Annotated in this window: 18 protein-coding genes, 2 tRNA genes and 1 pseudogene; 18 read left to right on the top strand and 3 right to left on the bottom strand. The window is 73.6% G+C overall.

Going from position 1 to position 24,390, the window contains the following annotated elements:
- Positions 1-203 (top strand): annotated as a pseudogene (locus ACLBXO_RS28420) (hypothetical protein); the annotation flags it as partial.
- Between the two features lie 115 nt (positions 204-318).
- A complete protein-coding gene (locus ACLBXO_RS28415) occupies positions 319-1,272 on the top strand; it encodes a DMT family transporter (RefSeq protein ID WP_056523381.1) in 954 nt (317 codons plus the stop codon).
- 48 nt (positions 1,273-1,320) lie between these two features.
- On the opposite strand, the gene ACLBXO_RS28410 is transcribed toward ACLBXO_RS28415, so the two are convergent.
- Complete coding sequence (locus ACLBXO_RS28410; RefSeq protein WP_447687494.1) at positions 1,321-1,584, bottom strand: hypothetical protein; 264 nt, start codon at positions 1,582-1,584, stop codon at positions 1,321-1,323.
- A 333-nt stretch (positions 1,585-1,917) separates the two neighbouring features.
- On the opposite strand from ACLBXO_RS28410, the gene ileS reads away from it, so the two are divergent.
- From ileS to ACLBXO_RS28375, 7 genes are all read left to right on the top strand, one after another.
- Positions 1,918-4,941, top strand: a complete 3,024-nt coding sequence (gene ileS / locus ACLBXO_RS28405; RefSeq protein ID WP_331313769.1) for an isoleucine--tRNA ligase — start codon at positions 1,918-1,920, stop codon at positions 4,939-4,941.
- An 88-nt stretch (positions 4,942-5,029) separates the two neighbouring features.
- The gene (gene lspA / locus ACLBXO_RS28400; protein ID WP_331313770.1) at positions 5,030-5,545 is read left to right on the top strand and encodes a signal peptidase II; all 516 of its coding nucleotides are present in this window, start codon (positions 5,030-5,032) and stop codon (positions 5,543-5,545) included.
- Between the two features lie 160 nt (positions 5,546-5,705).
- The gene (locus ACLBXO_RS28395) at positions 5,706-6,371 is read left to right on the top strand and encodes a hypothetical protein (protein ID WP_331313771.1); all 666 of its coding nucleotides are present in this window, start codon (positions 5,706-5,708) and stop codon (positions 6,369-6,371) included.
- Between the two features lie 159 nt (positions 6,372-6,530).
- The gene (locus ACLBXO_RS28390) at positions 6,531-7,940 is read left to right on the top strand and encodes a M16 family metallopeptidase (RefSeq protein ID WP_331313772.1); all 1,410 of its coding nucleotides are present in this window, start codon (positions 6,531-6,533) and stop codon (positions 7,938-7,940) included.
- Positions 7,941-8,046: 106 nt separating this feature from the next.
- Positions 8,047-9,342: a M16 family metallopeptidase gene (locus tag ACLBXO_RS28385; RefSeq protein ID WP_331313773.1), complete on the top strand. Its 1,296-nt coding sequence runs from the start codon at positions 8,047-8,049 to the stop codon at positions 9,340-9,342.
- A 229-nt stretch (positions 9,343-9,571) separates the two neighbouring features.
- Positions 9,572-10,522: a ring-cleaving dioxygenase gene (locus ACLBXO_RS28380; protein ID WP_331313776.1), complete on the top strand. Its 951-nt coding sequence runs from the start codon at positions 9,572-9,574 to the stop codon at positions 10,520-10,522.
- Between the two features lie 314 nt (positions 10,523-10,836).
- Entirely contained in the window at positions 10,837-11,610 is a 774-nt protein-coding gene (locus ACLBXO_RS28375; RefSeq protein ID WP_447687493.1) for a ferredoxin--NADP reductase, read from the top strand.
- Between the two features lie 25 nt (positions 11,611-11,635).
- Here the strand turns inward: ACLBXO_RS28375 and ACLBXO_RS28370 are convergent, their stop codons facing one another.
- Entirely contained in the window at positions 11,636-11,929 is a 294-nt protein-coding gene (locus tag ACLBXO_RS28370) for a helix-turn-helix domain-containing protein (protein WP_331313778.1), read from the bottom strand.
- A 643-nt stretch (positions 11,930-12,572) separates the two neighbouring features.
- On the opposite strand from ACLBXO_RS28370, the gene ACLBXO_RS28365 reads away from it, so the two are divergent.
- The 3 genes from ACLBXO_RS28365 to ACLBXO_RS28355 all read left to right on the top strand — a co-directional run bounded on the left by ACLBXO_RS28365 (position 12,573) and on the right by ACLBXO_RS28355 (position 14,600).
- Positions 12,573-12,639 (top strand) — tRNA-OTHER (locus ACLBXO_RS28365).
- Positions 12,640-12,771, top strand: a tRNA-OTHER gene (locus ACLBXO_RS28360).
- A gap of 224 nt (positions 12,772-12,995) precedes the next feature.
- Positions 12,996-14,600: a TROVE domain-containing protein gene (locus ACLBXO_RS28355; protein ID WP_447687492.1), complete on the top strand. Its 1,605-nt coding sequence runs from the start codon at positions 12,996-12,998 to the stop codon at positions 14,598-14,600.
- A gap of 34 nt (positions 14,601-14,634) precedes the next feature.
- Here ACLBXO_RS28355 and ACLBXO_RS28350 read toward each other — a convergent pair whose 3' ends face one another.
- Positions 14,635-18,084, bottom strand: coding sequence for a YhdP family protein (locus ACLBXO_RS28350; protein ID WP_447687491.1), 3,450 nt, complete (start codon positions 18,082-18,084; stop codon positions 14,635-14,637).
- 183 nt (positions 18,085-18,267) lie between these two features.
- On the opposite strand from ACLBXO_RS28350, the gene ACLBXO_RS28345 reads away from it, so the two are divergent.
- From ACLBXO_RS28345 to ACLBXO_RS28320, 6 genes are all read left to right on the top strand, one after another.
- Positions 18,268-18,735 (top strand): peroxiredoxin, encoded by a 468-nt coding sequence (locus ACLBXO_RS28345; RefSeq protein WP_100252052.1) that lies wholly within the window; start codon positions 18,268-18,270, stop codon positions 18,733-18,735.
- 90 nt (positions 18,736-18,825) lie between these two features.
- Entirely contained in the window at positions 18,826-20,055 is a 1,230-nt protein-coding gene (locus tag ACLBXO_RS28340; RefSeq protein WP_447687490.1) for a M23 family metallopeptidase, read from the top strand.
- Positions 20,056-20,213: 158 nt separating this feature from the next.
- A complete protein-coding gene (locus tag ACLBXO_RS28335) occupies positions 20,214-20,777 on the top strand; it encodes a Uma2 family endonuclease (protein ID WP_331313779.1) in 564 nt (187 codons plus the stop codon).
- 47 nt (positions 20,778-20,824) lie between these two features.
- The gene (locus ACLBXO_RS28330) at positions 20,825-21,166 is read left to right on the top strand and encodes a hypothetical protein (RefSeq protein WP_020096438.1); all 342 of its coding nucleotides are present in this window, start codon (positions 20,825-20,827) and stop codon (positions 21,164-21,166) included.
- Between the two features lie 132 nt (positions 21,167-21,298).
- Positions 21,299-22,150 (top strand): DUF1206 domain-containing protein, encoded by an 852-nt coding sequence (locus tag ACLBXO_RS28325; RefSeq protein ID WP_331313780.1) that lies wholly within the window; start codon positions 21,299-21,301, stop codon positions 22,148-22,150.
- Positions 22,151-22,243: 93 nt separating this feature from the next.
- The gene (locus ACLBXO_RS28320) at positions 22,244-24,244 is read left to right on the top strand and encodes an SDR family NAD(P)-dependent oxidoreductase (RefSeq protein WP_447687489.1); all 2,001 of its coding nucleotides are present in this window, start codon (positions 22,244-22,246) and stop codon (positions 24,242-24,244) included.
- The last annotated feature ends 146 nt before the right edge of the window (positions 24,245-24,390 follow it).

Raw genomic sequence — 24,390 nt, 5'->3', positions numbered from 1 at the left:
ACCGCCGTGCCCAGCGCCACCGTCCGGTCGACCCGCCCGTCCCCGCCGCGCCCGCGCGCGCCGCCGCGGGGCTCGACCAGTCGCACCTCGCCGCCCTGATCGCCGGCGCGACGCCGCCCAAGCCGAAGGTCGCCAAGACCGCGAACAGGACGGCCTCCGCCGAGAAGGCCCCCGTCGCCGAGAAGGTCGCGGCGAAGCGCTGAGTCCCCCGCCGGCGCGGGCGACCGTGCCGGCTGCATGGTTCCCCTGCGCGCCGGCGGATACCGGCGCGGCGCCGGGCGTGGCAGGGATTTCGGCCTCTACCGAGATTGGTCAGGCATGAGCACGCAGGTCGCGACCTCCGTCCCCGACGACAGCGCCGCGCCGCGCGCCGCTCCGGAGGCCGACCTCGCCGGCCGCCGGCGGATCGTCGGCATCGCGCTGATGTGCGGGGCCGTCGCCTTCTTCGCGAGCCTCGACGCCTGCGGCAAGACCCTGGCGCGGGCCGGCGTCGACCCGCTGGTCACCACCTTCATGCGCTACGCGGCGAGCGTCGCCATGATCTCGCTGTTCATCAACCCGGTGCGCACGCCGGGCGTCGTGAAGAGCCGGCGCCTGCCGCTGCAGATCGCCCGCTCCCTGCTGCTCTTCGCCTCCACGGCCCTCAACTTCCTGGCCCTGCGCTACCTGCAGCTCGCCGAGACGATCTCGATCCAGTTCGCCGCGCCGCTCACCGTGGCGCTGCTCGCCGGTCCGCTGCTCGGCGAGTGGTCGTCGCGGGCGCGGCTGGCGGCGATCGGCGTCGGCTTCCTGGGCGTGCTGGTGATCGTGCGGCCGGGCGTCGGCGGGATGCATCCGGCCGCTCTGCTCTGCGTCGCCAACGTCGTGGTCTACGCCTTCTACGCGATCATCACGCGCAAGCTCGCGGCCTACGACTCGACCGCCACGACCATGTTCTACACCGGCCTCGCGGGGCTCGCGCTGATGGCGCCGCTCCTGCCGTGGATCTGGACCAGCCCGGCGAGCCTGACCCACTGGGCGCTGCTGTTCGGGGTCGCGCTGTTCGGGACGCTGGGCCACTGGCTGCTGGTGATGGCCCATGCCCGGGCCCCGGCCAACGTGCTGGCGCCGTTCATCTACACGCAGCTGCTGTGGTCGGTGACGCTGGGCTTCCTGCTCTTCGGCGACGTCCCGAGCCGCTGGACGGTCGCGGGCGCCATGATCGTCGTCGGATCGGGCCTGTACCTCCTGGCGCAGGAGACCATCCGCCGGGAGGCGCGGCCGGCCGCCTGAGGCGACCGGCCGGAACCTGGCACCAGAACGTCAGCGGCCGAGGCGCGCTCAGCGACGCTCCTGGCGCTCCATCCGCTCCTCGCGGCGGTTCTCGCGGGCCCGGCGGGCCGGGTCCGGATCGGTGCCGAGCACCCCGCCGACCGTGCCGGTCGCCGCGCCGACCGCGCCGCCGACGACGCCGCCCACCGGGCCGGCCGCGGCCGTGCCGTCCTCGACGCCGCGCTGGGCGCCGCGCACCGTGCCCTGGGCCTCCGCGGCGCCCGCGTAGGCCAGCGGCGCGAGGGCGAGGGTCGCGATCAGAAGCTTCTTCATGGGTCTACTCCCGTGAGTCGGTTTGGGTCGGCTCCGCGCCGCCGCGGCGGGCGGAGGGTGTGTCGGTCAACGGTTCAGACGCCGATTGGTCCCATCCGCGGTCACGGGCGCGTGATCCGCGCTGCCGCTGGCCTCGGGCCGGGGCGGCTGGTAGAGAACGCCCCATGCACGCTTCGCGCGCCCTGCGCGGCCCCGGCCGCCCGATCCGAATTACCGGCCCGGCCTCCGCCTGAGGGCCCGCTCCGGCGCGGCCGCGCGGAGGTCCGGGATCCTCCTGCCGCCTGACCCGACTTCGCCGGCCCTGCGCCGGCCCGACCGCCGATGCGAGATCCGATGACCGCCCCCGAGACCGCGCCCGCCCGCGACTATTCCAAGACCCTGTTCCTGCCGCAGACCGAGTTCCCGATGCGCGCCGGTCTGCCGGTGCGCGAGCCGCTCTTCCTCGAGCGCTGGAAGCGGATGGACCTGTACGGGACGCTGCGCGCCCGCGGGCAGAACCGGCCGAAATTCGTGCTCCACGACGGGCCGCCCTACGCCAACGGCAACATCCACATCGGCACCGCGCTCAACAAGATCCTCAAGGACGTGGTGGTCCGCTCGCAGACCGCCCTCGGCTTCGACGCCAACTACGTCCCGGGCTGGGACTGTCACGGCCTGCCGATCGAGTGGAAGATCGAGGAGCAGTACCGCGCCAAGGGCCGCAACAAGGACGACGTGCCGGTGATCGAGTTCCGGCAGGAATGCCGGACCTTCGCGGCCCAGTGGCTCGACGTGCAGCGCGAGGAGTTCAAGCGCCTCGGCGTCACCGGCGACTGGGACCATCCCTACGCCACCATGGCGTTCCCCGCCGAGGCCGTGATCGCCGACGAGCTGATGAAGTTCTCGATGAGCGGCCAGCTCTATCGCGGCTCCAAGCCGGTGATGTGGTCGGTGGTCGAGAAGACCGCGCTCGCCGAGGCGGAGGTCGAGTACGAGGAGCACGTCAGCGACACGATTTTCTGTGCTTTTCCGATCCGCGAAATTAAGTTCGCTCTTGCCGAAGACATCGTTCCAGGCACGATTCCGACCGATCCAAACAACGCTGCGTTGGCAGGTGCACGCGTCGTCATCTGGACGACCACTCCCTGGACCATACCGGGCAACCGCGCCGTCGCTTATTCGAAGAAGATCGCCTATGGACTCTACCGGGTCTCACGGGCGCCGGATGACAACTGGGCGAAGCCCGGCGAAACCTATGTGCTCGCCGATTCCCTTGCCGCGACCGTGTTCAAGGCCGCCCGTGTCCCGGAGGGCGGATTTGAGCGTGTCGCTGACGTTCCCGCGGAAGTCCTGGCCGGCCTGACTCTGGACCACCCCCTGGCGAAGCTCGGCTACGGCTTCGCCGTGCCGATGCTCGACGGCGACCACGTCACGGACGAGTCCGGCACGGGCTTCGTCCATACGGCGCCGAGCCACGGCCGCGAGGATTTCGAGCTCTGGATGGCGAGCGGCCGGCTGCTGCGCGAGCGCGGCATCGACGCGACCATTCCCTACACGGTCGACGCCGACAGCGTGCTCACCGAGGCCGCCCCGGGCTTCACCGGCACCCGGGTGCTCACCGCCAAGGGCGAGAAGGGCGACGCCAACAAGGCGGTCATCGCCGCGCTGACGGAGGCCGGGGCGCTGATCGCCCGCGGGGTGCTGCGCCACCAGTACCCGCATTCCTGGCGGTCCAAGAAGCCGGTGATCTTCCGCAACACGCCGCAATGGTTCATCGCCATGGACCGACCGGTGGACTCGCTCGGCAACCGGACGCTGCGCGAGGTGGCGCTCCAGGGCATCGACGACACCCAGTGGGTGCCGACCCAGGGCAAGAACCGCATCACCGGGATGGTCGCCAACCGGCCGGACTGGGTGGTCTCGCGCCAGCGCGCCTGGGGCGTGCCGATCACCGTCTTCGTCCACCGCGAGACCGCCGAGATCCTCAAGGACGCGCGCGTCAACGCCCGCATCCGCGACGCCTTCGCGGCCGAGGGCGCCGACGCGTGGTTCCGCGACGACGCCGCGGAGCGCTTCCTGGCGCCCGAGCACGACCCGGCCGCCTACGAGAAGGTCACCGACGTCCTCGACGTCTGGTTCGATTCCGGCTCGACCCACGCCTTCGTGCTGGACGATCCGGAGGCCTTCCCGGGGCTCTCCGGGGTGAAGCGCGTCCGCGACGGCGGCCAGGACCGGGTCATGTACCTGGAGGGCTCCGACCAGCACCGCGGCTGGTTCCAGTCCTCGCTGCTCGAATCGGCCGGGACCCGCGGCCGGGCGCCCTACGACATCGTCCTCACCCACGGCTTCGTGCTCGACGGCAAGGGCCTGAAGATGTCGAAGTCGAAGGGCAACGTCGTCGCGCCGCAGAGCGTCATCAAGGATTCGGGCGCCGACATCCTGCGCCTGTGGGTCGCGGCCTCCGACTACACCGACGACCTCCGCATCGGCCCGGAGATCATCAAGACCTTCGCGGAGACCTACCGGAAGCTCCGGAACTCCCTGCGCTGGATGCTGGGCTCCCTCGCCCACCGGGTCCAGGGCGACGACGTTGCGTTCCAGGAAATGCCGGAGCTGGAGCGGCTGATCCTGCACCGGCTGGCCGAGCTCGACGGCGAGATCCGCGAGGCCTACGCGACCTTCGACACCAAGCGGGTGGTGGCGCTGCTCAACGGCTTCATGACCGGCGACCTGTCGTCCTTCTACTTCGACGTGCGCAAGGACGCCCTGTACTGCGACCCGATCTCGTCGGTCCGCCGCCGGGCGGCGCTGCAGGTGATCGACGCGGCCTTCCGGCGGGCGACGATCTGGCTCGCCCCGGTGCTGGCCTTCACGGCCGAGGAGGCGTGGCTCGAGCGCTACCCGTCCGAGGACGGCTCGGTGCATCTCCAGACCCTGCCGGAGACCCCGACGGACTGGCTCGACCCCGCCCTCGCGGAGCGCTGGCACAGGATCCGGCGGGTCCGGCGCGTCGTCACCGGCGCCCTGGAGATCGAGCGCGCGGCCAAGCGGATCGGCGCGAGCCTGGAGGCGGCGCCGCAGGTCTACGTGGCGGATCCGGAGCTGCTCGCGGCGCTCGAGGGCTGCGACTTCGCCGATACCTGCATCACCTCGGCCATCACCGTGGTGGCGGGCGAGGGCCCGGCCGAGGCCTTCCGCCTCGACGAGGTGCGCGGCGTGGCGGTGGTGCCGAGCCCGGCCGAGGGGCGCAAATGCGCCCGCTCCTGGCGGGTCAGCCCGGAGGTCGGCAGCGACCCGGACTACCCGGAGGTGACGCCCCGCGACGCCCAGGCCCTGCGCGAGTGGGACGCGGCGCATCCGGAGGCGAGCGCGGCGTGAGGGCGTTCCACGCCGTCGGCGCCGCCGCCGCCCCCTCTCTCCGCGAGCGGGGAGCGGGGGGCGCCGCCCCGGGCCGGGCGCGAAACCCGTGACGCCCTTCCGCGCCGGCCTCCTGGCCCTCGTCCTCACCCTGATTCTCGATCAGGCCAGCAAGCTCGGCCTGTATTTCGGCACCGACCTCGTGCTGACGCAGCCCTGGCGGCTGGCGCCCTTCGCCGACTTCGTCGTGGTCTGGAACCGGGGCGTCTCCTACGGGCTGTTCCAGCAGGAGGGCGGGATCGGCCGCTGGCTCCTCGTGGCCCTGTCGCTGGCCGCCGCCCTCGGCCTCGGGATCTGGATGCGCCGGGCCTCGTCGCGGCTCCTCGGGATCGCCCTGGGGCTGATCGTCGGGGGCGCGCTCGGCAACGCCATCGACCGGGCCGCCTACGGCGCCGTCTTCGACTTCGTCCACCTGCATGCCGGCGGCTGGTCCTGGTACGTGTTCAACGTCGCCGACGCGGCGATCGTGGCGGGCGTGATCGGGCTGATCCTCGACAGCCTGTCCCCGGACGGCCGCAGGGGCCGGGCGTCCCCGCCGCAGGGCGACCCGGCGCCGCGCCTGTGATCCCTGCAACACACAGGTCCGGCCGCGTCCCCCTCCTGGCGCGACGCAGTCAAGGCGCCATACGATCGCCGGAAACCGGCCTCAGGCCGGGACCTGTCGGATCAGGCCGCGCCGCGGCCATCCCAGAGCCGGACGCCCCGTCCGGAACCCGTGAGGCAGCATGACCGGGCATCGCAGGCTTCGTCCCCTCCTCTCCGCCGCGGTGGCCCTGGCGCCGCTCTGCGTCGTCGGTGCCGCGCACGCGCAGGAACGCGGCGAGTTCATGCGCGACGCCCTGTCGGGCATCGGCCTCCTGGAGAAGCGCCAGGATCCGATCGACTACCACGAGCGGCCGCCGCTGGTGATGCCGCCCAAGATCGACGGCAAGGCCCTGCCCCAGCCGCGGGCGCGCTCCACCAACACCGCCTGGCCGAAGGATCCCGAGATCGTCGAGCGCGAGCGCGCCGCCGTGGAGCGGCGCAATCCCAAGGGCTCCCAGGCCCAGGGCCGCTACGACGACAACAACGCGACGCTGTCCGTGGAGGAGATGCGCGGCGGGCGCCGCGCCGGCGCGGGCCTGACGACCACCGCCGAGCGCAAGCCCGGCGACAACAACCGCGACGACAGCCTGCTCAGCCCCTTCGAGCTGCTCAAGGGCAAGAGCGCCAACGCCGAGCCCTCCGACATCGAGCCGAGCCGCGACACGCTCACGGACCCGCCGACCGGATACCGGCAGTCGCCCAAGCAGCTGGCCCGGCCGCCGTCGAGCGACCCGATCAACAACGCCAGCCGCGAGCGCGAGGAGGCGGATCCCCGCGCGTATCTCCGTCAGCGCGCGCAGCAGTGACGGGGGCGCCGTGTCGCCGTTGCAACGGCGACACGGCGTGGCAACATGAGATGATCGTCCCGGTGCGGTTCTTGCGCCCCGGTGACCAGGACGGCCCCGATCCGCGCGCGCATCCCGACGCGGGACGCTTCGATCCGGGGCCGGCAGAAGGAAAGCGGAATGCACCTGTTCAGGAAGGCGACGCCCACCCTCTTCCCGCTGCGTCCGGGCTCGTCCTACGGCGGCAGCGCCGGCCGGGGCGAGGCCGCGCCGTTCGGGCGTTCCGAGGCGGGCGGACCGGAAGTGACGGCCTTCACCCTCGACAACGGCCTCGACGTGGTGGTCGTCCCCGATCACCGGGCCCCCGTCGCCACCCACATGATCTGGTACCGCAACGGCTCGGCGGATGATCCGCTCGGCCAGTCGGGCATCGCCCACTTCCTCGAGCACCTGATGTTCAAGGGCACCGAGAAGCACCCGGTCGGGGCCTTCTCCAAGGCGGTGTCGGGCCTGGGCGGCCAGGAGAACGCCTTCACCAGCTACGACTACACCGCGTATTTCCAGCGGGTCGCCCGGGACCATCTCGGCACCATGATGGCGTTCGAGGCGGACCGCATGAGCGGCCTCGTCCTCGACGACGCCGTCGTCGCCCCCGAGCGCGACGTCGTGCTGGAGGAGCGGCGCATGCGGGTCGAGACCGACCCCTCTGCCCAGCTCTCCGAGGCGATGGCGGCCGGCCTGTTCGTGCACCATCCCTACGGCATCCCGATCATCGGCTGGATGCACGAGATCGAGGGCCTGAACCGCGAGCACGCGCTGGCCTACTACAAGCGCTTCTACACCCCCGAGAACGCGATCCTGGTGGTGGCCGGCGACGTCACCCCCGACGAGGTCCGGCGGCTCGCCGAGACCACCTACGGGCGCGTCGCGCCCCAGGGGACCCGGCCCGAGCGCCTGCGGGCGCGGGAGCCGGAGCCGAAGGCGCTGCGCCGCGTCGCCGTCGCCGACCCGAAGGTCGAGCAGCCGACCCTGCAGCGGCTCTACCTGACCCCGTCCTGCATCACCGCCCGCGACGGCGGCTGCCACGATCTCGAGCTGCTGGCCGAGGTGCTGGGCGGCGGCTCGACCTCGTACCTCTACCGCAAGCTGGTCATGGAGACCGGCCTCGCGGTGAATGCCGGCGCCTGGTACATGGGCTCGGCGATCGACGACACCCGCTTCTCCGTCTACGCGGTGCCCGCCGAGGGCGTGCCGCTGGAGAAGCTGGAGGAGGCCGTCGACAGGGTGCTGCGCCGCGCCCCCGCGGAGGCCCTGGACGCCGAGGCGATCGAGCGCGCCAAGACCCGCCTCGTCGCCGAGACCGTCTACTCCTCCGACAGCCAGTCGTCGCTGGCCCGCATCTACGGCTCGGCGCTGGCGATCGGCGAGACCATCGAGGAGGTCCGCCGCTGGCCGACCGACATCGAGGCGGTGACGCAGGCGCGCCTCAAGGGCGCCGCCGAGCGCTGGCTGACGCCGGCCCGCTCGGTCACCGGCTACCTGACCAAGGCGCAGGATCCCGACGCCCCGGTCGCGATGGCCGCCGAGTAACCGCGGGTGCGCTCCGCCGGGCCCGGGAGGGGGCCGGCGGGGCGTTCTGCCGAACGGGAGCCCTGGCCCGCTCCGCCGTCGCCCGAGAAACAGACACGAGGTTCCCATGAGCTTGGCCGAGACTCTGGTCGAGACCACCGCCCAATCCGTCAGCTCGCCCACCACGGCGCTGCCGGTGGCGACCGCCCCCGGCATCGAGGCGTGGCACGTCGAGTCGCCGGTGGTGCCGATGATCGCTCTGGCCTTCACCTTCGAGGGCGGCGCCGCCCAGGACCCGGCCGGCAAGGCCGGCTGCGCGCAGATGCTGGCGCGGCTCCTCGACGAGGGCGCCGGAGACCTGACCTCCGACCTGTTCCAGGAGCAGCTCGCCGCCCGCGCGATCGAGCTGTCGTTCCACGCCGGGGCCGACGCGGTCGGCGGCTCGCTGAAGATGCTGGTCAAGCACGCCGACGAGGGCATCGCGCTCCTCGCTCTGGCGCTCGCCAAGCCCCGCCTCGACCCCGACGCGATCGAGCGCGTCCGCGCCCAGATCATCGCCGGCCTGCGCTACCAGCAGAACGATCCGGGCGTGCTGGCCTCGCGCCGCTTCTTCAAGGAGGCGTTCGCCGGCCATCCCTACGCGCGCCCGTCCTCCGGCACCGTGGAGAGCGTGACGGCGATCACCCGGGACGACCTGCTCGCCATGCATGCCCGGATCATCGGCCGCGGCCGGGTGAAGGTGGCGGCGGTCGGCGCCATCGGCGCCGAGCAGCTCGCCGAGGGCCTGAACCGCGCCTTCGGGTCCCTGCCGGAGGCCGGGGCGCTGAAGGCGGTGCCGCGCACCGAGGTTCACGATCTCGGCAAGCGCGTCATCGTCGACCTCGACGTGCCCCAGTCGGTGATCCGGTTCGGTATGGCCGGCGTGCCGTGGCGCGACCCGGACTTCATCCCCGCCTACGTGCTGAACCACATCCTCGGCGGCGGCGCCTTCACGTCCCGCCTGTTCCAGGAGGTGCGCGAGAAGCGCGGCCTCGCCTACTCGGTCGGGACCTCGCTGGTCAGCCACCGCTCGGCCGCGATGACCTGGGGCTACACCGCCACCAAGAACGAGCGCGTCGGCGAGGCCCTGTCGGTGATCGGCGACGAGATCGGCCGGCTGATCACGGACGGCCCGGACGACGACGAGCTGCAGAAGGCGAAGGATTACCTGACCGGCTCCTACGCGCTCGGCTTCGACACCTCGACCAAGATCGCCCACCAGCTGGTGCAGATCGCCTTCGAGGAACTGGGCATGGACTACATCGCCCGGCGCAACGCCATGGTCTCGGCGGTCACCCAGGCGGATATCCGCCGGGCCGCCGCCCGCACCTTCGCGGACGGCAGGATGCTGGTGGTCGCCGCCGGCCGGCCCGTCGGGCTCTGAGAAGCGGGTCTCGGGACCGCGGTTCGGCGAAATCCACCGCGCCAGGGTACCGATCGCCGCGTAGCGGCCGCGCCGTCGGTCCGGGGCGCGGCACCTCTCGGGCGGCGATCGGTGCGGGCCGACCGCGGCGCGGCCCCGGAGGAACGGGGGCCGGCCGCCCGATCCGCGGGCCGCTCGCGAAGCCGCCGCTCCCCGCCTGAGGCGCGACGCGGCGAACCCCAGGACTGACATGCAGCTCACCGGCATCCACCACCTCACCGCGGTGACCGCCCGCGCGGTGGAGAACGTCGCCTTCTACACGGGCACGCTCGGCCTCCGGCTCGTGAAGAAGACGGTGAACCAGGACGACGTCTCGGCCTACCACCTGTTCTACGCCGACGGTCTGGCGAGCCCCGGCACCGACATCACCTTCTTCGACTGGCCGGCGCCCCGGGAGCGGCGGGGCTCCGGCAGCATCACCCGCACGCACCTGCGCGTCCCGGGCGCGGGCGCGGTGGCGTGGTGGCACGCGCGGCTCCGCGAGGCCGGCCTCGTCGAGGCCGAGCCCGTCGCGCGCGACGGGCGCCTCACCCTCGACTTCGAGGATCCGGAGGGCCAGCGCCTCGCCCTGGTGGACGATGGCGGCACCGGGCCGGAGCACCCCTGGGACGGATCGCCGGTGCCGGCCGCCTACCAGATCCGCGGCCTCGGCCCGATCCGGCTCTCGGTGCCGGACCCGGCCCGCACCGCCGCCGTGCTGACCGAGGTGCTCGGCCTGCGCCGGGACCGCGCCTTCGAGACGGGCGACGGCCCGGTGGAGGTCTACGCGATGGGACCTGGCGGCCCGGCCGCGGAGCTCCAGCTCCTGGCCGACCGGTCCGCTCCGGCCCGTCAGGGCGCGGGCGCGGTCCACCACGTCGCCTTCCGCATCCCGGACGGGGATTACGGGGCCTGGGCCGACAGGCTCCGGGCGGCGCGCGTGCCGAGCAGCGGTCCGGTGGACCGCTACTACTTCCGCAGCCTCTACTTCCGCGAGCCGAACGGCATCCTGTTCGAGATCGCGACCGACGGGCCGGGCTTCACCGCGGACGAGCCCCTGGAGACCCTGGGCGCGCGCCTCGCTCTGCCGCCGTTCCTGGAGCCGCGGCGGGCCGAGATCGAGGCCGGGCTGACGCCGCTGCGGCCCGCCGCCCCCGTCTGAGGGCGGCGCGCGGGGCCCGCTCTGCGGCAACCCTCCCATGTCCGGAGCGGCGCTGCGGAGCGTCCGCGAAGACGCTAAATCTTCGAACGATTCCAGGCCGTTCACTTCTTTCGCCAGTGTGATCCCGGCGCGCCTTGACGGGCGTGCTGCAACTGCGAAAGAAGCAGCGCGCGTGTGTTTGCATCCGGATCCGGGCGTTTGCTGCCGAGGATCCACCCCCGCCCGAGCGGGGCGGCGGGGATCCCCCGCACCACGGGCCCCGGATCGTCGGGACCGTGAGCCGAGCGTCAGAGGATTCGAGGACTGATCCGTCGATGAGCAAGTTCTACGAGGAGCGCGTTCTGTCGGTCCATCACTGGACCGACAACCTGTTCTCGTTCCGCACGACGCGGGATCCGGCGTTCCGGTTCCGCAACGGCGAGTTCACCATGATCGGCCTGGAGGTCGAGGGCCGGCCGCTGCTGCGCGCCTACTCGGTGGTCTCGGCCAACTACGAGGAGGAGCTGGAGTTCTTCTCGATCAAGGTCCAGGACGGCCCGCTGACCTCGAAGCTGCAGCACCTGAAGGTCGGCGACCCGATCATCGTCGGCAAGAAGCCGACCGGCACGCTGGTGCTCGACAACCTGCTGCCGGGCCGCAACCTGTACCTGCTGGGCACCGGCACCGGGCTGGCGCCGTTCCTGTCGATCATCAAGGATCCCGAGGCCTACGACCGGTTCGAGAAGGTCGTGCTGGTCCACGGCTGCCGGCAGGTGCAGGAACTCGCCTACGGCGAGACCATCACCGAGACGCTGCCGCGCCACGAGTTCCTGGGCGAGATGATCTCGAACCAGCTGATCTACTATCCGACCGTGACCCGCGAGCCGTTCCGCAACCGCGGCCGGATCACCGACCTGATGGTCTCGGGCAAGCTGTTCGAGGATATCGGCCTGCCGACGATGTCGATCGAGGCCGACCGCTTCATGCTCTGCGGCAGCCCCGACATGATCCGCGACACCCGCGAGCTCCTGACCTCGCGCGGCTACGAGGAGGGCAACCACGGCGAGGCCGCCCACTACGTCATCGAGAAGGCCTTCGTCGAGAAGTAGCGCGGACCCGCAGGCCGGTTCGGCTTCAGCCCGGTGCGGTCCGCCGCGCCGGGCTTTTCTGTGCCGGCGCGATCCCGGACGCGATCCCGGGGGCGGGGCGCAGGATCGCCCCGTAGCCCTCCTGCGCGTCGCCGACGAAGCGGATGCCCGCCCCCTCGAGGACCGTGCGGATCGCCGTGAGGGTCCGGGTGCGGGGCCGGACCTGCTCGCTCTCGATCATGTTCAGGGTGACGACCGAGACCGCGGCGCGGCTCGCGAGAACCCCTTGCGTCCACTTGAGAAGTCCGCGGCCGGCGCGGATCTGGGCGGCAGTGATCATGGATCCGGGATCGCCCGAACTGAAAGAATTTTCAAGTTTCCGGTTGACGCAGGCCGAGCGCGACCGTATCCACCGCGCCATCGGCCTGCCGGGCCGGTGATCTGAAGTGACCGCACGCTCCTCGTATCCGCGGCCCTGCGCGCCGCGGCGGAAGAGTCCGGTTCCCTTCGCGACGGTCGCCGCCGGCAGCCCATCGCAGTTCACCGGCGCGGGCCGGAGACGCTCGGTTATCCCTGTCACGGATCCCCCCGAGCCTCATCGACACGCCCGCGTCCCCCGCAGCCCCGTTCGGACGGAGCATGGCATGAAACAGCACGACGGCATCGGCGCCGCGGCGTTCGCCCGTTCCGGGTCGATGCGAACGTTACGGTCGTATCGCGGGGCTCTCGGCCCGAGAGGCTGAGCGCGTCCGGGCGGAGCCCGGCGCCGCCCACGCGGTTCCACGCGTCTCGAGAACCCTGCGGGCCGGCAGGGGACGGTTATCATCGGTAGAGCGCCGCGGGCTTGTCCCGCGGAGGTTGCGGGTTCGATCCCCGCCGGGGGCCGCGAGGTCGCCGGAGCTCATGCCCGTCCCCGACACCACGACCGCAGGGCCCCGCGAGACGACCGTGGCGCCGACCGTGCGCGGATCCCGGCCGACGATGCGGGCCGGAGAGGAACGGTTATCTTCACCGAAGGGAGGTCGCGGGTTCGAATCCCGCCGGGCCGCGAGGCCCGTAGCTCAGCCCGGATAGAGCGCCCGGACACCGTTCCTCACCCCACGCCCGCATCGCCCGGACGCGGGCCGGAAGACGAAGGTTATCGGGATCCGAGGGGTGCGGGTGCGAGTCCCGCCGGGCCGTCAGGCCCGTAGCTCAAGCAGAGCATCGGACAAGCCCTTCGTCGCCGCCACGCCCGCGCCCGGCCGGACGGAACCCCGCCCCCGACCACACGAGATACCGGCCGCGCGCGAGCGGCGGTGGACGACGCGCTGCGGCCGCGTCCCCGCCCGACCGCGCGCGCCGGAACGCGCCACCGGCCGGCGATCGGCCGCGATGGAGAGAGGAGAGACCGAGAGGAGCCCGCCATGACGAAGCTCGCACAGATGTTCCGGCTCCGCGCCACCCCGCAGACGGAGCCGATCCCCGGCACGGTGCCGAACGCCGCCGGAGGCCACGCCTTCGCGGTCGGCGACTGGGCGCGGCTCGACCGCTTCCTGGTGCTCGGCTCCGAGGGCGGCTCGTACTACGCGAGCCCGCGCGCCCTGACCGCCGAGAACGCGGCGGCGGTGCAGCGGTGCATCGCGCAGGACGGCGCCCGCGCGGTCGCCGCCATCGTGGCGGTGAGCGAGGGCGGCCGGGCTCCGAAGCAGGATCCGGCGATCTTCGCCCTGGCGCTGGCCGCCGCGTCGGCGGATCTGGCGACTCGGCGCGCGGCTCTCGCGGCCCTGCCGCGGGTCTGCCGCACCGGCACGCACCTGTTCCAGTTCGCCGCCTCCGTCGAGGCGATGCGCGGCTGGGGCCGGGGCCTGCGCCGGGCGGTCGGTGACTGGTACTGCACCAAGCCCGTGGAGGCTCTGGCCTTCCAGGCGGTGAAGTACCGGACCCGCCAGGGCTGGTCGCACCGCGACCTCCTGCGGCTGGCCCATCCGGAGACGGAGGAGCCCGCCCGGAAGGCGCTGTTCGACTGGATCTGCCGCGGCAGCCTGACCGAGGCCACCCCCGGGATCGTCCACGCCTTCGCGCGGGTGCAGGCGGAGGGCCTCGACGGGGCGGTGGCCGCCGCCCTGGTGCGGTCCCACGGCCTGCCCTGGGAGGCGCTGCCGACCGGGCTGATGGGCAGCCGCGCGGTGAACGAGGCCCTGATCGAGCGGATGCCGGTCGGCGCCCTCGTGCGCCAGCTCGGCCGTCTGACGGCCGCGGGGGTGCTCGCGCCCTTCTCGGAGGGCACCGAGCACGTCCGGGCGGTCCTGTCGGACCGGGAGCGGATCCTCCGGGCGCGCCTGCACCCGATGGCGCTGCTGCTGGCCCTCAAGACCTACGCCTCCGGGCACGGTCAGCGGGGCAGGCTCGCCTGGGAGCCGGTGGCGGCGATCGTCGAGGCGCTGAACGCCGCGTTCTACACGGCGTTCGGCGCGGTCGAGTCCACGGGCCGGCGCCTCGTGCTGGCGCTGGACGTCTCGGGCTCGATGGGCGCCAGCACGGTCGCGGGCTCGACGCTCACGGCCCGGGAGGCGGCCGCCGCGATGGCGCTCGTCACCGCGGCGACCGAGGAGCACTGGCAGGTGCTGGGCTTCACCGCCGAGGCCGGCCGGGCCTGGAGCCAGGGGGCCGCGCTGACGCCGCTGCCGATCGGGCCGTCGACGCGGCTCGATCAGGCGGTGCGGGCGACCGCCGACCTGCCGTTCGGCGCCACCGATTGCGGCCTGCCGATGCGCTGGGCGCTGGAGCGGGGCGTGAAGGCCGACGCGTTCGTGGTCTACACGGACTCGGAGACCTGGGCGGGGCCGGTCCACCCGGTCCAGGCGCTGCGGGCGTACCGGGAGAAGACCGGGATCCCGGCGAAGCTGGTGGTCGTGGGGCTGGTCTCCAACGGCTTCAGCATCGCCGACCCGGAGGATCCCGGCATGCTCGACGTGGTCGGCTTCGACACCGCGGCTCCGGCCGTGATCGCGGATTTCATCCGCGCGTGAGACAGGGGCGGGCGGCTCTTCCGGGCTGCCCGCCCTATTGCTGCGGGACGCCCGGCATCCCGTCCGCGAAGGGGCCGCCGCCGGCGCTGAACAGCTTGCGCAGGAAGCCCGGGGCGATCGCCGAGAGCGGGTTCACGCTCACGTCGGGCGAGGCGAGCTTGCCGGAGACCCGGAAATTGACCGCGAACAGGCCCTCGTTGTGGCCGCCCCCGAGCAGCGGCCCGAGCAGCGGCAGCTGCGAGGCCACGTTGTTCAGGCCGTAGAGCGGGACGAAGGTGCCGGTCATGTCGGTGCGCTCGCGGCCGGTATCGAGCCAGCCCGACAGGGTGAAGCCCATGGCGGCGTTCGAGATCGCCGCGTCGGTGAAGTCGACGCGGGTGCCGGTGCGCACGAAGTTGGCGCGCATGCGGTCGAAGGTGACGTCGCCCGCGCCCCGGCCCGGCGCGACCCGGCGGCCGCGGGCCGTCTCCGCGTCGGTCGGCTCCGGGCCCTGCGCCATGATGCTCGACAGCGCGGGCTCGTTGCGCAGGATGAAGTCGCGGATCTGCACGACGCCGGATTGCGGGCCGTCGTTGAGGCCGATCCCCGCCGTGAGCCGGCCGCCATACATCCGCCGGTACACGTCGACGAACCGCAGCGTCGCGCCGGCATCGGCCGATTCCACCGACAGGGTCGGCACGCCGCGCTCGCCGCGGGTGACCGTGGCGGCGAAGGGCGCCGCGCGGAACCGCCCGGTGATGTTGGCGGCCCGCAGGGTCTTCCCGTGCAGGGCGAGCTTCAGGTTGGCGCCGGTCAGCGCCTCCTCGTTGAAGCCGGTGACGATGGGCACCTGGATGTCGGCGTCGATATCCTTGGGATTCGCGTCCCGCGCCTCACGGCCGCCCTTGGGGTCGGGGGCGCCCAGGGATTTCAGGAACGGCCGGGCGTCGGCCACCGCGCCCCGGACCACGACCTTGTAGCCGCCGCCGGTCCGGTCGAGGCTCACGCGCAGGTCGTCGCCGGGGGAGAGCTTGACGCTGCTCAGGTCCGCCCGCTCCAGGCCGCCCTCCTGGGTGATCGAGACTGTGCCGCGGGCGCTAGCCGGGGCCGCGTCGAGGGCGAAGTCGCGCAGGTCGAAGGTCTGGCCGCTGTCGACGAGGGTGAAGGTGAGCCGTCCCGGCTTGCCCGGGGGCTTGGTCAGCCCCGGGATCAGCCCGTCGATCCCGGCCTTCGCCAGGTCCGCCTCGACCCGGATCGGCGGCTTGCCGGATCCCGGCCGGCCGATCTGCACCACCGCGCGGACCGGGATCGTCCCGGTGAGCTGCGGCGCGGTCGGCAGGCCCTTGCGGCCGCGGACCGCCTCGTCGAGGGACACGTTGACCACCGCCTCGCCGGGCTGCCCGACCTTCGGCTGGCGCAGGTCGACCGACATGGGCGCGCCCGCGACCCGGCCGTCGCCCTTCAGCGTGAAGGCGCCCCGGTCGTAGACGAGGTTGAACCGGCCCGACTCGAGCCGGTCCCGGCCCATCACCTTGTCCACCGAGAGGTCGGCCAGCGCGCCGGTCAGCGTCACCGGCAGGTCCGGCAGGTCGGGGATGTGCTTGAGGTCGAGGGGGAAGTCGACCCGCAGGTCGGCGCTGCCCTTGATCGTGGCGGGGTCGAGGTCGACGCTCATCACGCTCTTGAACAGCTTGGCCTGGAGCACGGAGGCCATGCCGTCGGCGCCGCCGGAGAGCCGCATCCCGATCTGGGCCACGACCCGGTCCGGGGTGATTTGCGGGATGACGAAGCTGCCGTCCGAGATGGCGAGCCCGCGCCCGTCAGGCCCGTGGACCTCGGCGGTCACGTTGCGCACTGTGGTCGAGCGCCCGGTGATCACGCCGACGACGTTGCCCTTGGTCACCGGCGGCGCGTCGGCGGTGACGTCGATGGCCGCGTCCGAGACGTGGAAGTCGATGTGGACCGCGTCGTCCGGGGCGGGGTCGCCCCGGGTGGCGGCCGCCAGGACCGCCCCGGACATCTTCACCTTGATGTCGACGGAATCGACCCGGCCGCGCCGGAGCTGGTCCACCAGGTAGGTGCGGGCCGGCGGCGCGATGTGCTCCGGCCAGAGCCGCAGCCCGGTGCGGACCTCGCCGTCGTGGCCGGCGAGGTGCAGGGTCAGGCCGCCGTCGTCCGCACTGGTGCCGATCGTCCCGGTGATCGCGCCCTTCACGCCGGGCCCCGACAGGGTCAGCGCGTCGATGGCGATGCCGCCGTCGCGGCCCGAGAGCTGCGCGTCCAGGGCGTCGATCTTCACCGGCGCGTCCTGCGGGGTCGCCCCGCGTAAGGTGGCGTCGCGGCTCGCCAGCGTCGCGGTCCAGCTCGTGTTCGCGCCCGCGGGGCTGCCCGTCCACGTCCCCGCGAGGTGCACGGCGTTGCCGGCCCCGCGATAGTCCAGGCCGGTGAGCGACATCACGCGGTTGGCCTCGTCCCAGTCCAGGGACGCGTCGAGGCTCTCGACCGTGACCGGGTTGAAGTCCTTCTCCTCGATCAGGAACGTGCCGTCGCCGGTGTGGAGCTTGGCGTTCATGGTCCGGATGCGGCCGGCCGTCAGGCTCACGTCGGCGCGGGCCGAGAGCTTCAGGTCGGTGGTCAGCGGCAGGCCGGACTGGCCCGAGAGCAGCAGGAGATCCGTGACCGGCAGGTCGTCGAGGGTGATGATGCCCGAGCGCTCCTGCCCGTCCGCGCCGTCGCGCAGCGTGCCGCCGAAGCGCCACTCGCCGTGCGGACCGTCGAGCCGCAATTCGAAGTTCCGGGTGCCGTTGACCGGGTCGCGGCCGAACAGGCCGTTGACCCGCGCGAAGACCGCGCGCTCGCGGCCGTCCTCGTCGATCAGCCGCAGCCGCGCGTCGGTGACGCGGGCGCGGTCGAGGGCGCCGACCACGCCGCCCGGATCGAGGACGACCCCGAAGATCGACGCGATCGCGGCCGAGAGCGGCGAGACGGTGCCGCGCACCCCGTCCACGCTCGGCGGCGTGTGCGGCGCGACGTCGACCGGGTGGTTGGCCTCCGAGGCCGCGAAGGCGATGGAGCCGTCCCGGTGCAGCAGCGCGGTGGTCTGCGTCTCGCGGAACTCGATCGAGCGCGGCTGCAGGTTGAGCCGCAGGAGACCCCAGAGATCGAGGCTGACGAGCGCCAGCGGCGCCCGCACCACGAGGTCGCCCTGCGGGTTGCGGATGTCGAGGCCGGAGAAGCGCAGGCTGAGCGCGTTCTCGCGGTCGAGTTCCAGGCTGCTGCCGCGCAGCCCGATGCTCCAGCCGGGCCCGATCCGCTCGGCCACGGCGGCGGCGACGCGGCGCGACAGGCCGTCGATCTGCAGCGGCCCGTTCGACAGGCGCAGGGCCACGAGGCCCACACCCGCGCCGACGAGCAGCACCAGCGCGAGGGCGCTCACGAGGCAGACGCCGCCGACGCGTCGCGCCTTCCCCCGAGGCCTGCATGCCGGCGTTGTCTCGTCCGCCATCGGGACCTTTGTTCCGGGGTCTCTGCGCGCGGCGCCCTCGGGCTCCGCGGCCGGTGGATCGAAGCGCGCCCGCGCTTTACAGCGGCCGCGACTCCGGGCTTGGCTCGGACGTGCGCGGTGCCATCGCTCGAGCCCGCGCACGAGATCGGTTGCACATCATCAATCGGCCGAAAGGAAGGCACGATGCCGCTGTCAGAGGGGGATCCCGCCCCCGATTTCGACCTTCCCGCCTCCGGCGGAGGGCGTGTCGGACTGTCCGCGCTCCGCGGTCACAAAGTCGTGCTCTACTTCTACCCGAAGGACGACACGAGCGGATGCACGCTGGAGGCGCAGGACTTCAACGGCCTGCTGCCGGCCTTCGCGGAGGCGGACGCCAAGGTCGTCGGCCTGTCGCCGGACCCGGTGAAGAGCCACGACAAGTTCTGCAGCAAGTACGGGCTGACCTTCCCGCTCGCCGCCGACGAGGACAAGACGGTGCTGGAGGCCTACGGCGTCTGGGTCGAGAAGAGCATGTACGGGCGCAAATACATGGGCGTGGAGCGCACCACCGTGCTGGTCGACCGGGAGGGGCGCGTCGCCAGGATCTGGCCGAAGGTGAAGGTGCCCGGCCACGCCGAGGCCGTCCTGGCGGCCGCGCGCGCGCTGCCCTGATGTGCCCCTGACGTCCCCCCCGACGCCCGGCGCGCGACGGATCCTTAACCCTACTGAGGTCTGAATGGCGGCTCCTCCGGTGCCGTCCCGATGCAGTCTCCGAAGTTCCCCGCGCGTCTCAGGCCGCACCGGCCGGCCCCCTGGCTGGCCGCCGGCCTCGCCCTGACGCTGGCCTGGTCGCTCGGGGCCTCCTACCTGATCGTGTTCCACGACGACGTGCTCGCCGGGTTCGTGGCCCGGCAGGCCGCCCTGCGCGACGCCTACGAGGCGCGCATCGGCGAGCTCCAGGACCGCCTCGACCGCGACCGGAGCGACCGGGCGGGGAGCGAGGCGGGGCTGGCCGACCGGGTCGCGGCCGCCCTGGAGCGCCAGGCCGAGCTGGAGCGGCGCACCGCCGCCCTCGCCGCCCTCGCGCGGCAGGTCCTGCCCGAGCCGTCCACGACCGGCGCCCTGCCCGGGCGGTCCGGAGACGCGCGCGGCGGGCGCCCCGACGATCTCTTCCTGCGGCCGAGCGAGGACTTGGCGCCGGCGCCGCGCTCCGCCCGCGATCCCCTGCCCCGCCGCGGCGCGCGCGAGGCCGAGACCGGGCTGATCCGGCTGGAGGCCCGGCTCGACGGCCTGCAGGCGGCCCAGGGCGAGCGCCTCGCCGGGCTGGCCGCCCGGGCCGGGGACGCGGTGCGGCGGCTGCGCGGCCTGATCGGCCGCACCGGTCTCGACCCCGACCGCCTCGATCCCGACCGCACCGGCGCGGCCGCGCCGGCCGCCGGGCTGGGCGGACCGTTCGTGCCCCTCGACGGCCGCGCCCTCGACGGCACCGGCTTCGCGGAGGGCCTCGCCCTGGCCCGGCGCACGCTCGACGACGGCGAGCGCCTGCGCCGGCTCGCCGCCGCCCTGCCCCTGGCACGCCCGATCCGGGGAGGCGCGACCGTGTCGAGCCCGTTCGGCACGCGCCTCGACCCCTTCACCCACGGCCTCGCCCTGCATACCGGGCTGGACCTGAAGGCGGAGTACGGCGAGCCGGCCCGCGCCACCGCGCCGGGCCGGGTGACCGCCGCCGAGGCCGCGGGCGGCTACGGCAACATGGTCGAGATCGACCACGGCCACGGCGTCACCACCCGGTTCGGCCACCTCGCCCGCATCGCGGTCCGCCCCGGGCAGCGCGTGGCCGCGGGCGACGTGGTCGGCGCCGTCGGCTCGACGGGGCGCTCCACCGGGGCGCATCTCCACTACGAGACCCGCATCGACGGCGAGCCGGTGGATCCGCAGCGCTTCCTGGAGGCCGGCGCCACCGTCGCGGCGGCCGGCCTCGGCGCCGACTGAGTCCGTCCCTGCGCCGGTCGCCCTGTGCCGGCCTCCGAGTCCCCGAGGGAGGCCGGCCTGGCATCGGCCGTGACGCCCGCGCGGGGATGGCCTTCCGGGCCGGACCTGTTGCGGGCGGGCGGCCCGGTGCTACGATCCGGCCGAGGTGGGGATCGGCGATGGCTCTGGCCGCGAAGCGCGACGCGCGGATGGATGTGTCCGAGTTCAGGCTCTGGGTGGAGGGCCGGCCCGCGCACGAGCGCTGGGAGCTGCTCGACGGCGAGCCGGTGCTCATGGCGCCGCCGCGGGAGCGGCATCAGCGAATCGTCATGAACCTGGCGGGACGACTCGACGCCCTGGCGGAGCCGCGAGGCTGCCGCGCCATGCCGGGGCTGGCGATCCTCAGCGCCGCGATGGACGATTTCGCCCCGATCCCCGACGTGGTGGTGCGGTGCGGGCCGCCGCTGCCGGAGGGCTACGCCGCCGACCCGCTCCTCGTCGCCGAGGTGCTCTCGCCCTCGACCATGAGCCTCGACCGCGGCCGGAAGATCGATTTCTACCGGACCGTGCCGAGCCTCGCGGTCCTGCTGATCGTCTATTCCGACGAGGCGCGGGTCGAGGTCTGGCGGCGCGGGGGCGACGACTGGAGCGTCGCGGCCCTCGGGCTCGACGGCACCGTGTCGCTGCCGGAGCTCGACGGCGCCGTGCCGGTGCGCGACCTCTACCGCGGTCTCGCCTTCTGAGCGGCCGCACCCCACCTGATCGAACGGCGAAGCATCAAGGCACCGACTTGCCCCATTTCGAAGATTTCTACGCGGCCAAGCTGCGCGGCTCCCTCGGCGTGACCGACGCCGAGTCGGTGCTCGACCTGCGCGGCACCAACCGGGCGACCGCCGAGGCCTCGCTCAAGGACATGCTGGAGCGCAGCCGCTTCGCCAAGGGCAAGACCGTGGCGATCCGGCTCGATCCGCCTCCGGAGGGCGGCGGCGAGACCCTGTTCCAGCCGGCCGGTCGCCTGCTCCTCGACGCGAAGCGCCGCGGCCTGATCGAGCGCCTGCAGACCCTGCCGGCCCAGGACGGGCTCGGCTTCTACGTGGCGCTCACCGGCCGGGCCGACCGGACGCCGATGTAGGGCGGCCGCGGCGGTTGTGCCGGCAACGGATCGGGTCCGCGCCGCCGGGCGTTGAACGGTCCCGCCCGACAGCCCGCCCGACAGGATGCCGCCCGTGCCCGACGCCCGATTCCCCGAAGCCCGGTCCCGCCGATGAGGACCCTTCCCGGCGGCCGCAACGCGATCGAGCGCATCGCCCGCTTCGGCTACGGTGCCCGCGGCGTGGTCTACATCGTGGTCGGCGCCCTCGCCCTGCTGGCGGCCCTGGGGCATGGCGGCCGGGCCGGCGACAGCAAGGACGCGCTCCGCGCCGTGATGGCCGGGCCGTTCGGCGCGGCCGTCGTCGGCCTGATCGCCCTCGGCCTCGCCGGCTTCGCCCTCTGGCGCCTCGTCGAGGGGATCACCGACGCCGACCGGCGGGGCACCGCCGCCAAGGGCCTCGCGGTGCGCGGCGCCCACCTGATCAGCGCCGGGCTCTATCTCGGTCTCGCCGCCAGCGCGGCCTCGCTGAGCCTCGGGCTGGGCATGAGCGGCGGCGACGGCGTGCATGACGGCACCGCGTGGCTCCTGAGCAAGCCCTTCGGCCGCTGGCTCGTGGCCCTCGTCGGCCTCGCGGTCGTGGCGGGCGGCTTCGGCTTCCTCGGCAAGGCCTGGCGCGGGGACGTCACCGACCGCCTCGCCCTCGACGCGCGGGCCCGGGACCGCTGGGCCGGCCCGATCGGCCGGTTCGGCTACGCGGCGCGGGGCCTCGCCTTCCTGATCATCGGCGGGTTCCTCGTGGCGGCGGCGTGGCACCAGCGCTCCTCGGATGCCAAGGGCCTGTCCGAGGCCTTCGCGCTGCTGCGCGCCCAGCCCTACGGCTGGATCCTCCTCGGGCTCGTGGCGGCCGGCCACGCCGCCTTCGGGGCCTTCGGGCTCATCCAGGCCCGCTACCGCCACATCGACGCCCCCGACATCGACCGGGTCGACGACGCGGCGGGTGCCGCGGCCCGGGCGCTGGGCTGAGGCTCGCGCCGTCCCCGGCCCGGGCCCGGGACGGGCCGCGTTGACAGGGCCGGTGCCGCGGCGGATACCCCGCGGCACCCCATCCGGCTCCCGATGCAGCAGCGCCTCTACAAGACCGCGGTGATGGTGACCCACGACCTCGCGGCGACCGCTGCCGCCGTGGTGCTCACTTTCCTGTTCCGCTTCCAGGGCGGCATGCTGGCCGAGCGCCTGCACGCCCTGCCCCTGCTGCTGCCGCCGTTCCTGGTGCTCGCCGGCCTCGTCTACGGCCGCTTCCGGCTCTACCGGACCAAGTGGCGCTTCGCCTCGCTGCAGGACCTCGCCGGCATCGTCCGGGCCGCCAGCGTCCTGGCGCTGGCGCTCCTGGTGATCGACTGGGTGCTGGTCTCGTCCGACCTCTACGGCTTCTACTTCTTCGGCAAGATCGCGATCCTGCTCTACTGGGTGCTGCAGATCTTCTTCCTGGGCGGCACGCGCCTGGCGTTCCGCTACCTCAAGGACACCCGCTCCCGGCAGTCGAGCGCGCGGGCCGCCACCGTGCCGACCCTGCTTCTCGGGCGCGGCGCCGACATGGACGTGCTGGTCCGGGCGATCGAGGCGGGCTCGGTGCGGAAGCTCGCGCCGCGGGGCATCCTGTCGCCCCGGGCTGACGAGCGCGGCCAGTTCATGCGCGGCGTGCCGGTGCTCGGCGGCTTCCCGGATCTCGAGCGGGTGGTCGCCGACCTCGCCGCGCGCGGCGAGCCGGTGCGGCGGCTCGTGGCCGCCCCGAGCGCCCTCGTGCCGGAGGCGGCGCCCGACGACCTGATCGCCCGCGCCCGGCGCCTCGGCCTGCCCCTCGCCCGGGTCGTCGGCCTCGGCGAGGGCGTGCAGGGGCCGGAACTGGCGCCGCTGGAGATCGAGGACCTGCTGCTGCGGCCGACCGTCGCCATCGACCGGCCGCGCCTGGAGGCGTTCCTGGCCGGCCGCCGGGTCGTGGTGACCGGCGGCGGCGGGTCGATCGGCTCGGAGATCTGCCTGCGGGCGGTGGCCTTCGGGGCCGCCGCCGTGCTGGTGCTCGAATCCTCCGAGCCGGCGCTCCACGGCATCCTCAGCCACCCCGCGATCCTGGCCGCCGAGACTGCCGTGACGGGCGTGCTGGCCGATATCCGCGACCGGGAGCGGACGCGCGCGGTGATCGCGGCGTTCCGCCCCGACTACGTGCTCCACGCCGCCGCGCTGAAGCAGGTACCCTACCTGGAGCGGGACTGGCAGGAGGGCATCAAGACCAACGTGTTCGGCTCGATCAACGTCGCCGAGGCGGCGGTGGCGGCCGGCGCCCGCGCCCTGGTGATGATCTCCACCGACAAGGCGATCGAGCCGGTCTCGCAGCTCGGCGTCACCAAGCGCTTCGCCGAGATGGTCGCCCAGGCCCTCGACGCCGCGCAGGCGGCGCGGCCGGACCACGCGACCCGGCTGATCGCGGTGCGCTTCGGCAACGTGCTGGGCTCCGCGGGCTCCGTGGTGCCGGTGTTCAAGGCGCAGATCGCCCGGGGCGGCCCGGTCACCGTCACCCACCCGGACATGGTCCGCTACTTCATGACCGTGCGCGAGGCCTGCGACCTCGTGCTGACGGCGGCCTCGCACGCCGACGGCGAGGCCCGGGCGGGCGCGGAGCGCGCCGCGGTCTACGTGCTCAAGATGGGGCAGCCGGTGCGGATCGCCGACCTCGCCGAGCGGATGATCCGGCTGGCCGGCTTCGAGCCCGGCACCGAGATCGAGATCGCCTATACCGGCGCCCGGCCGGGCGAGCGGCTCAACGAGATCCTGTTCGCCCGCGAGGAGCCGCGGATCGCCCTGCCGGGCATCGACGGGGTGATGGCGGCGCGGCCGGTCTTCGCCGACCGGGACCGGCTCGACGCCTGGGTGGCGCGGCTGCGCGAGGCCGTGGCGGCCGGCGACCGGGCGGCGGCCGAGGCCGTGTTCGAGGCGGCCATCCCGCATTTCCGCGAGCGCGCCGTCCTCCGCCCCGGGCCGCCCCAGGAAGCCGTCGAGCCGGCAGCGGAGCCGGCCGGCGACCCGCCGCGCGCCGCCGCCGCGCCCGCCGCGCTCGGCTGATCCGCGCGACTCCGAGGGCGCACCGCAGGGCCGTTCCCGATCACGGTGGGACGGCGGCGATCGCCGGGTCCTTACCGCAGGAGGCGCGCGTCCCCGCTCCCGCACGGGATGGGGGGCCTGGCGCGGCTGCCGAGACCGGGGCCGCC

It is taken from the genome of Methylobacterium sp. C33D (genome assembly GCF_053345825.1).
This window is presented reverse-complemented; position numbering and strand designations above follow the sequence as displayed.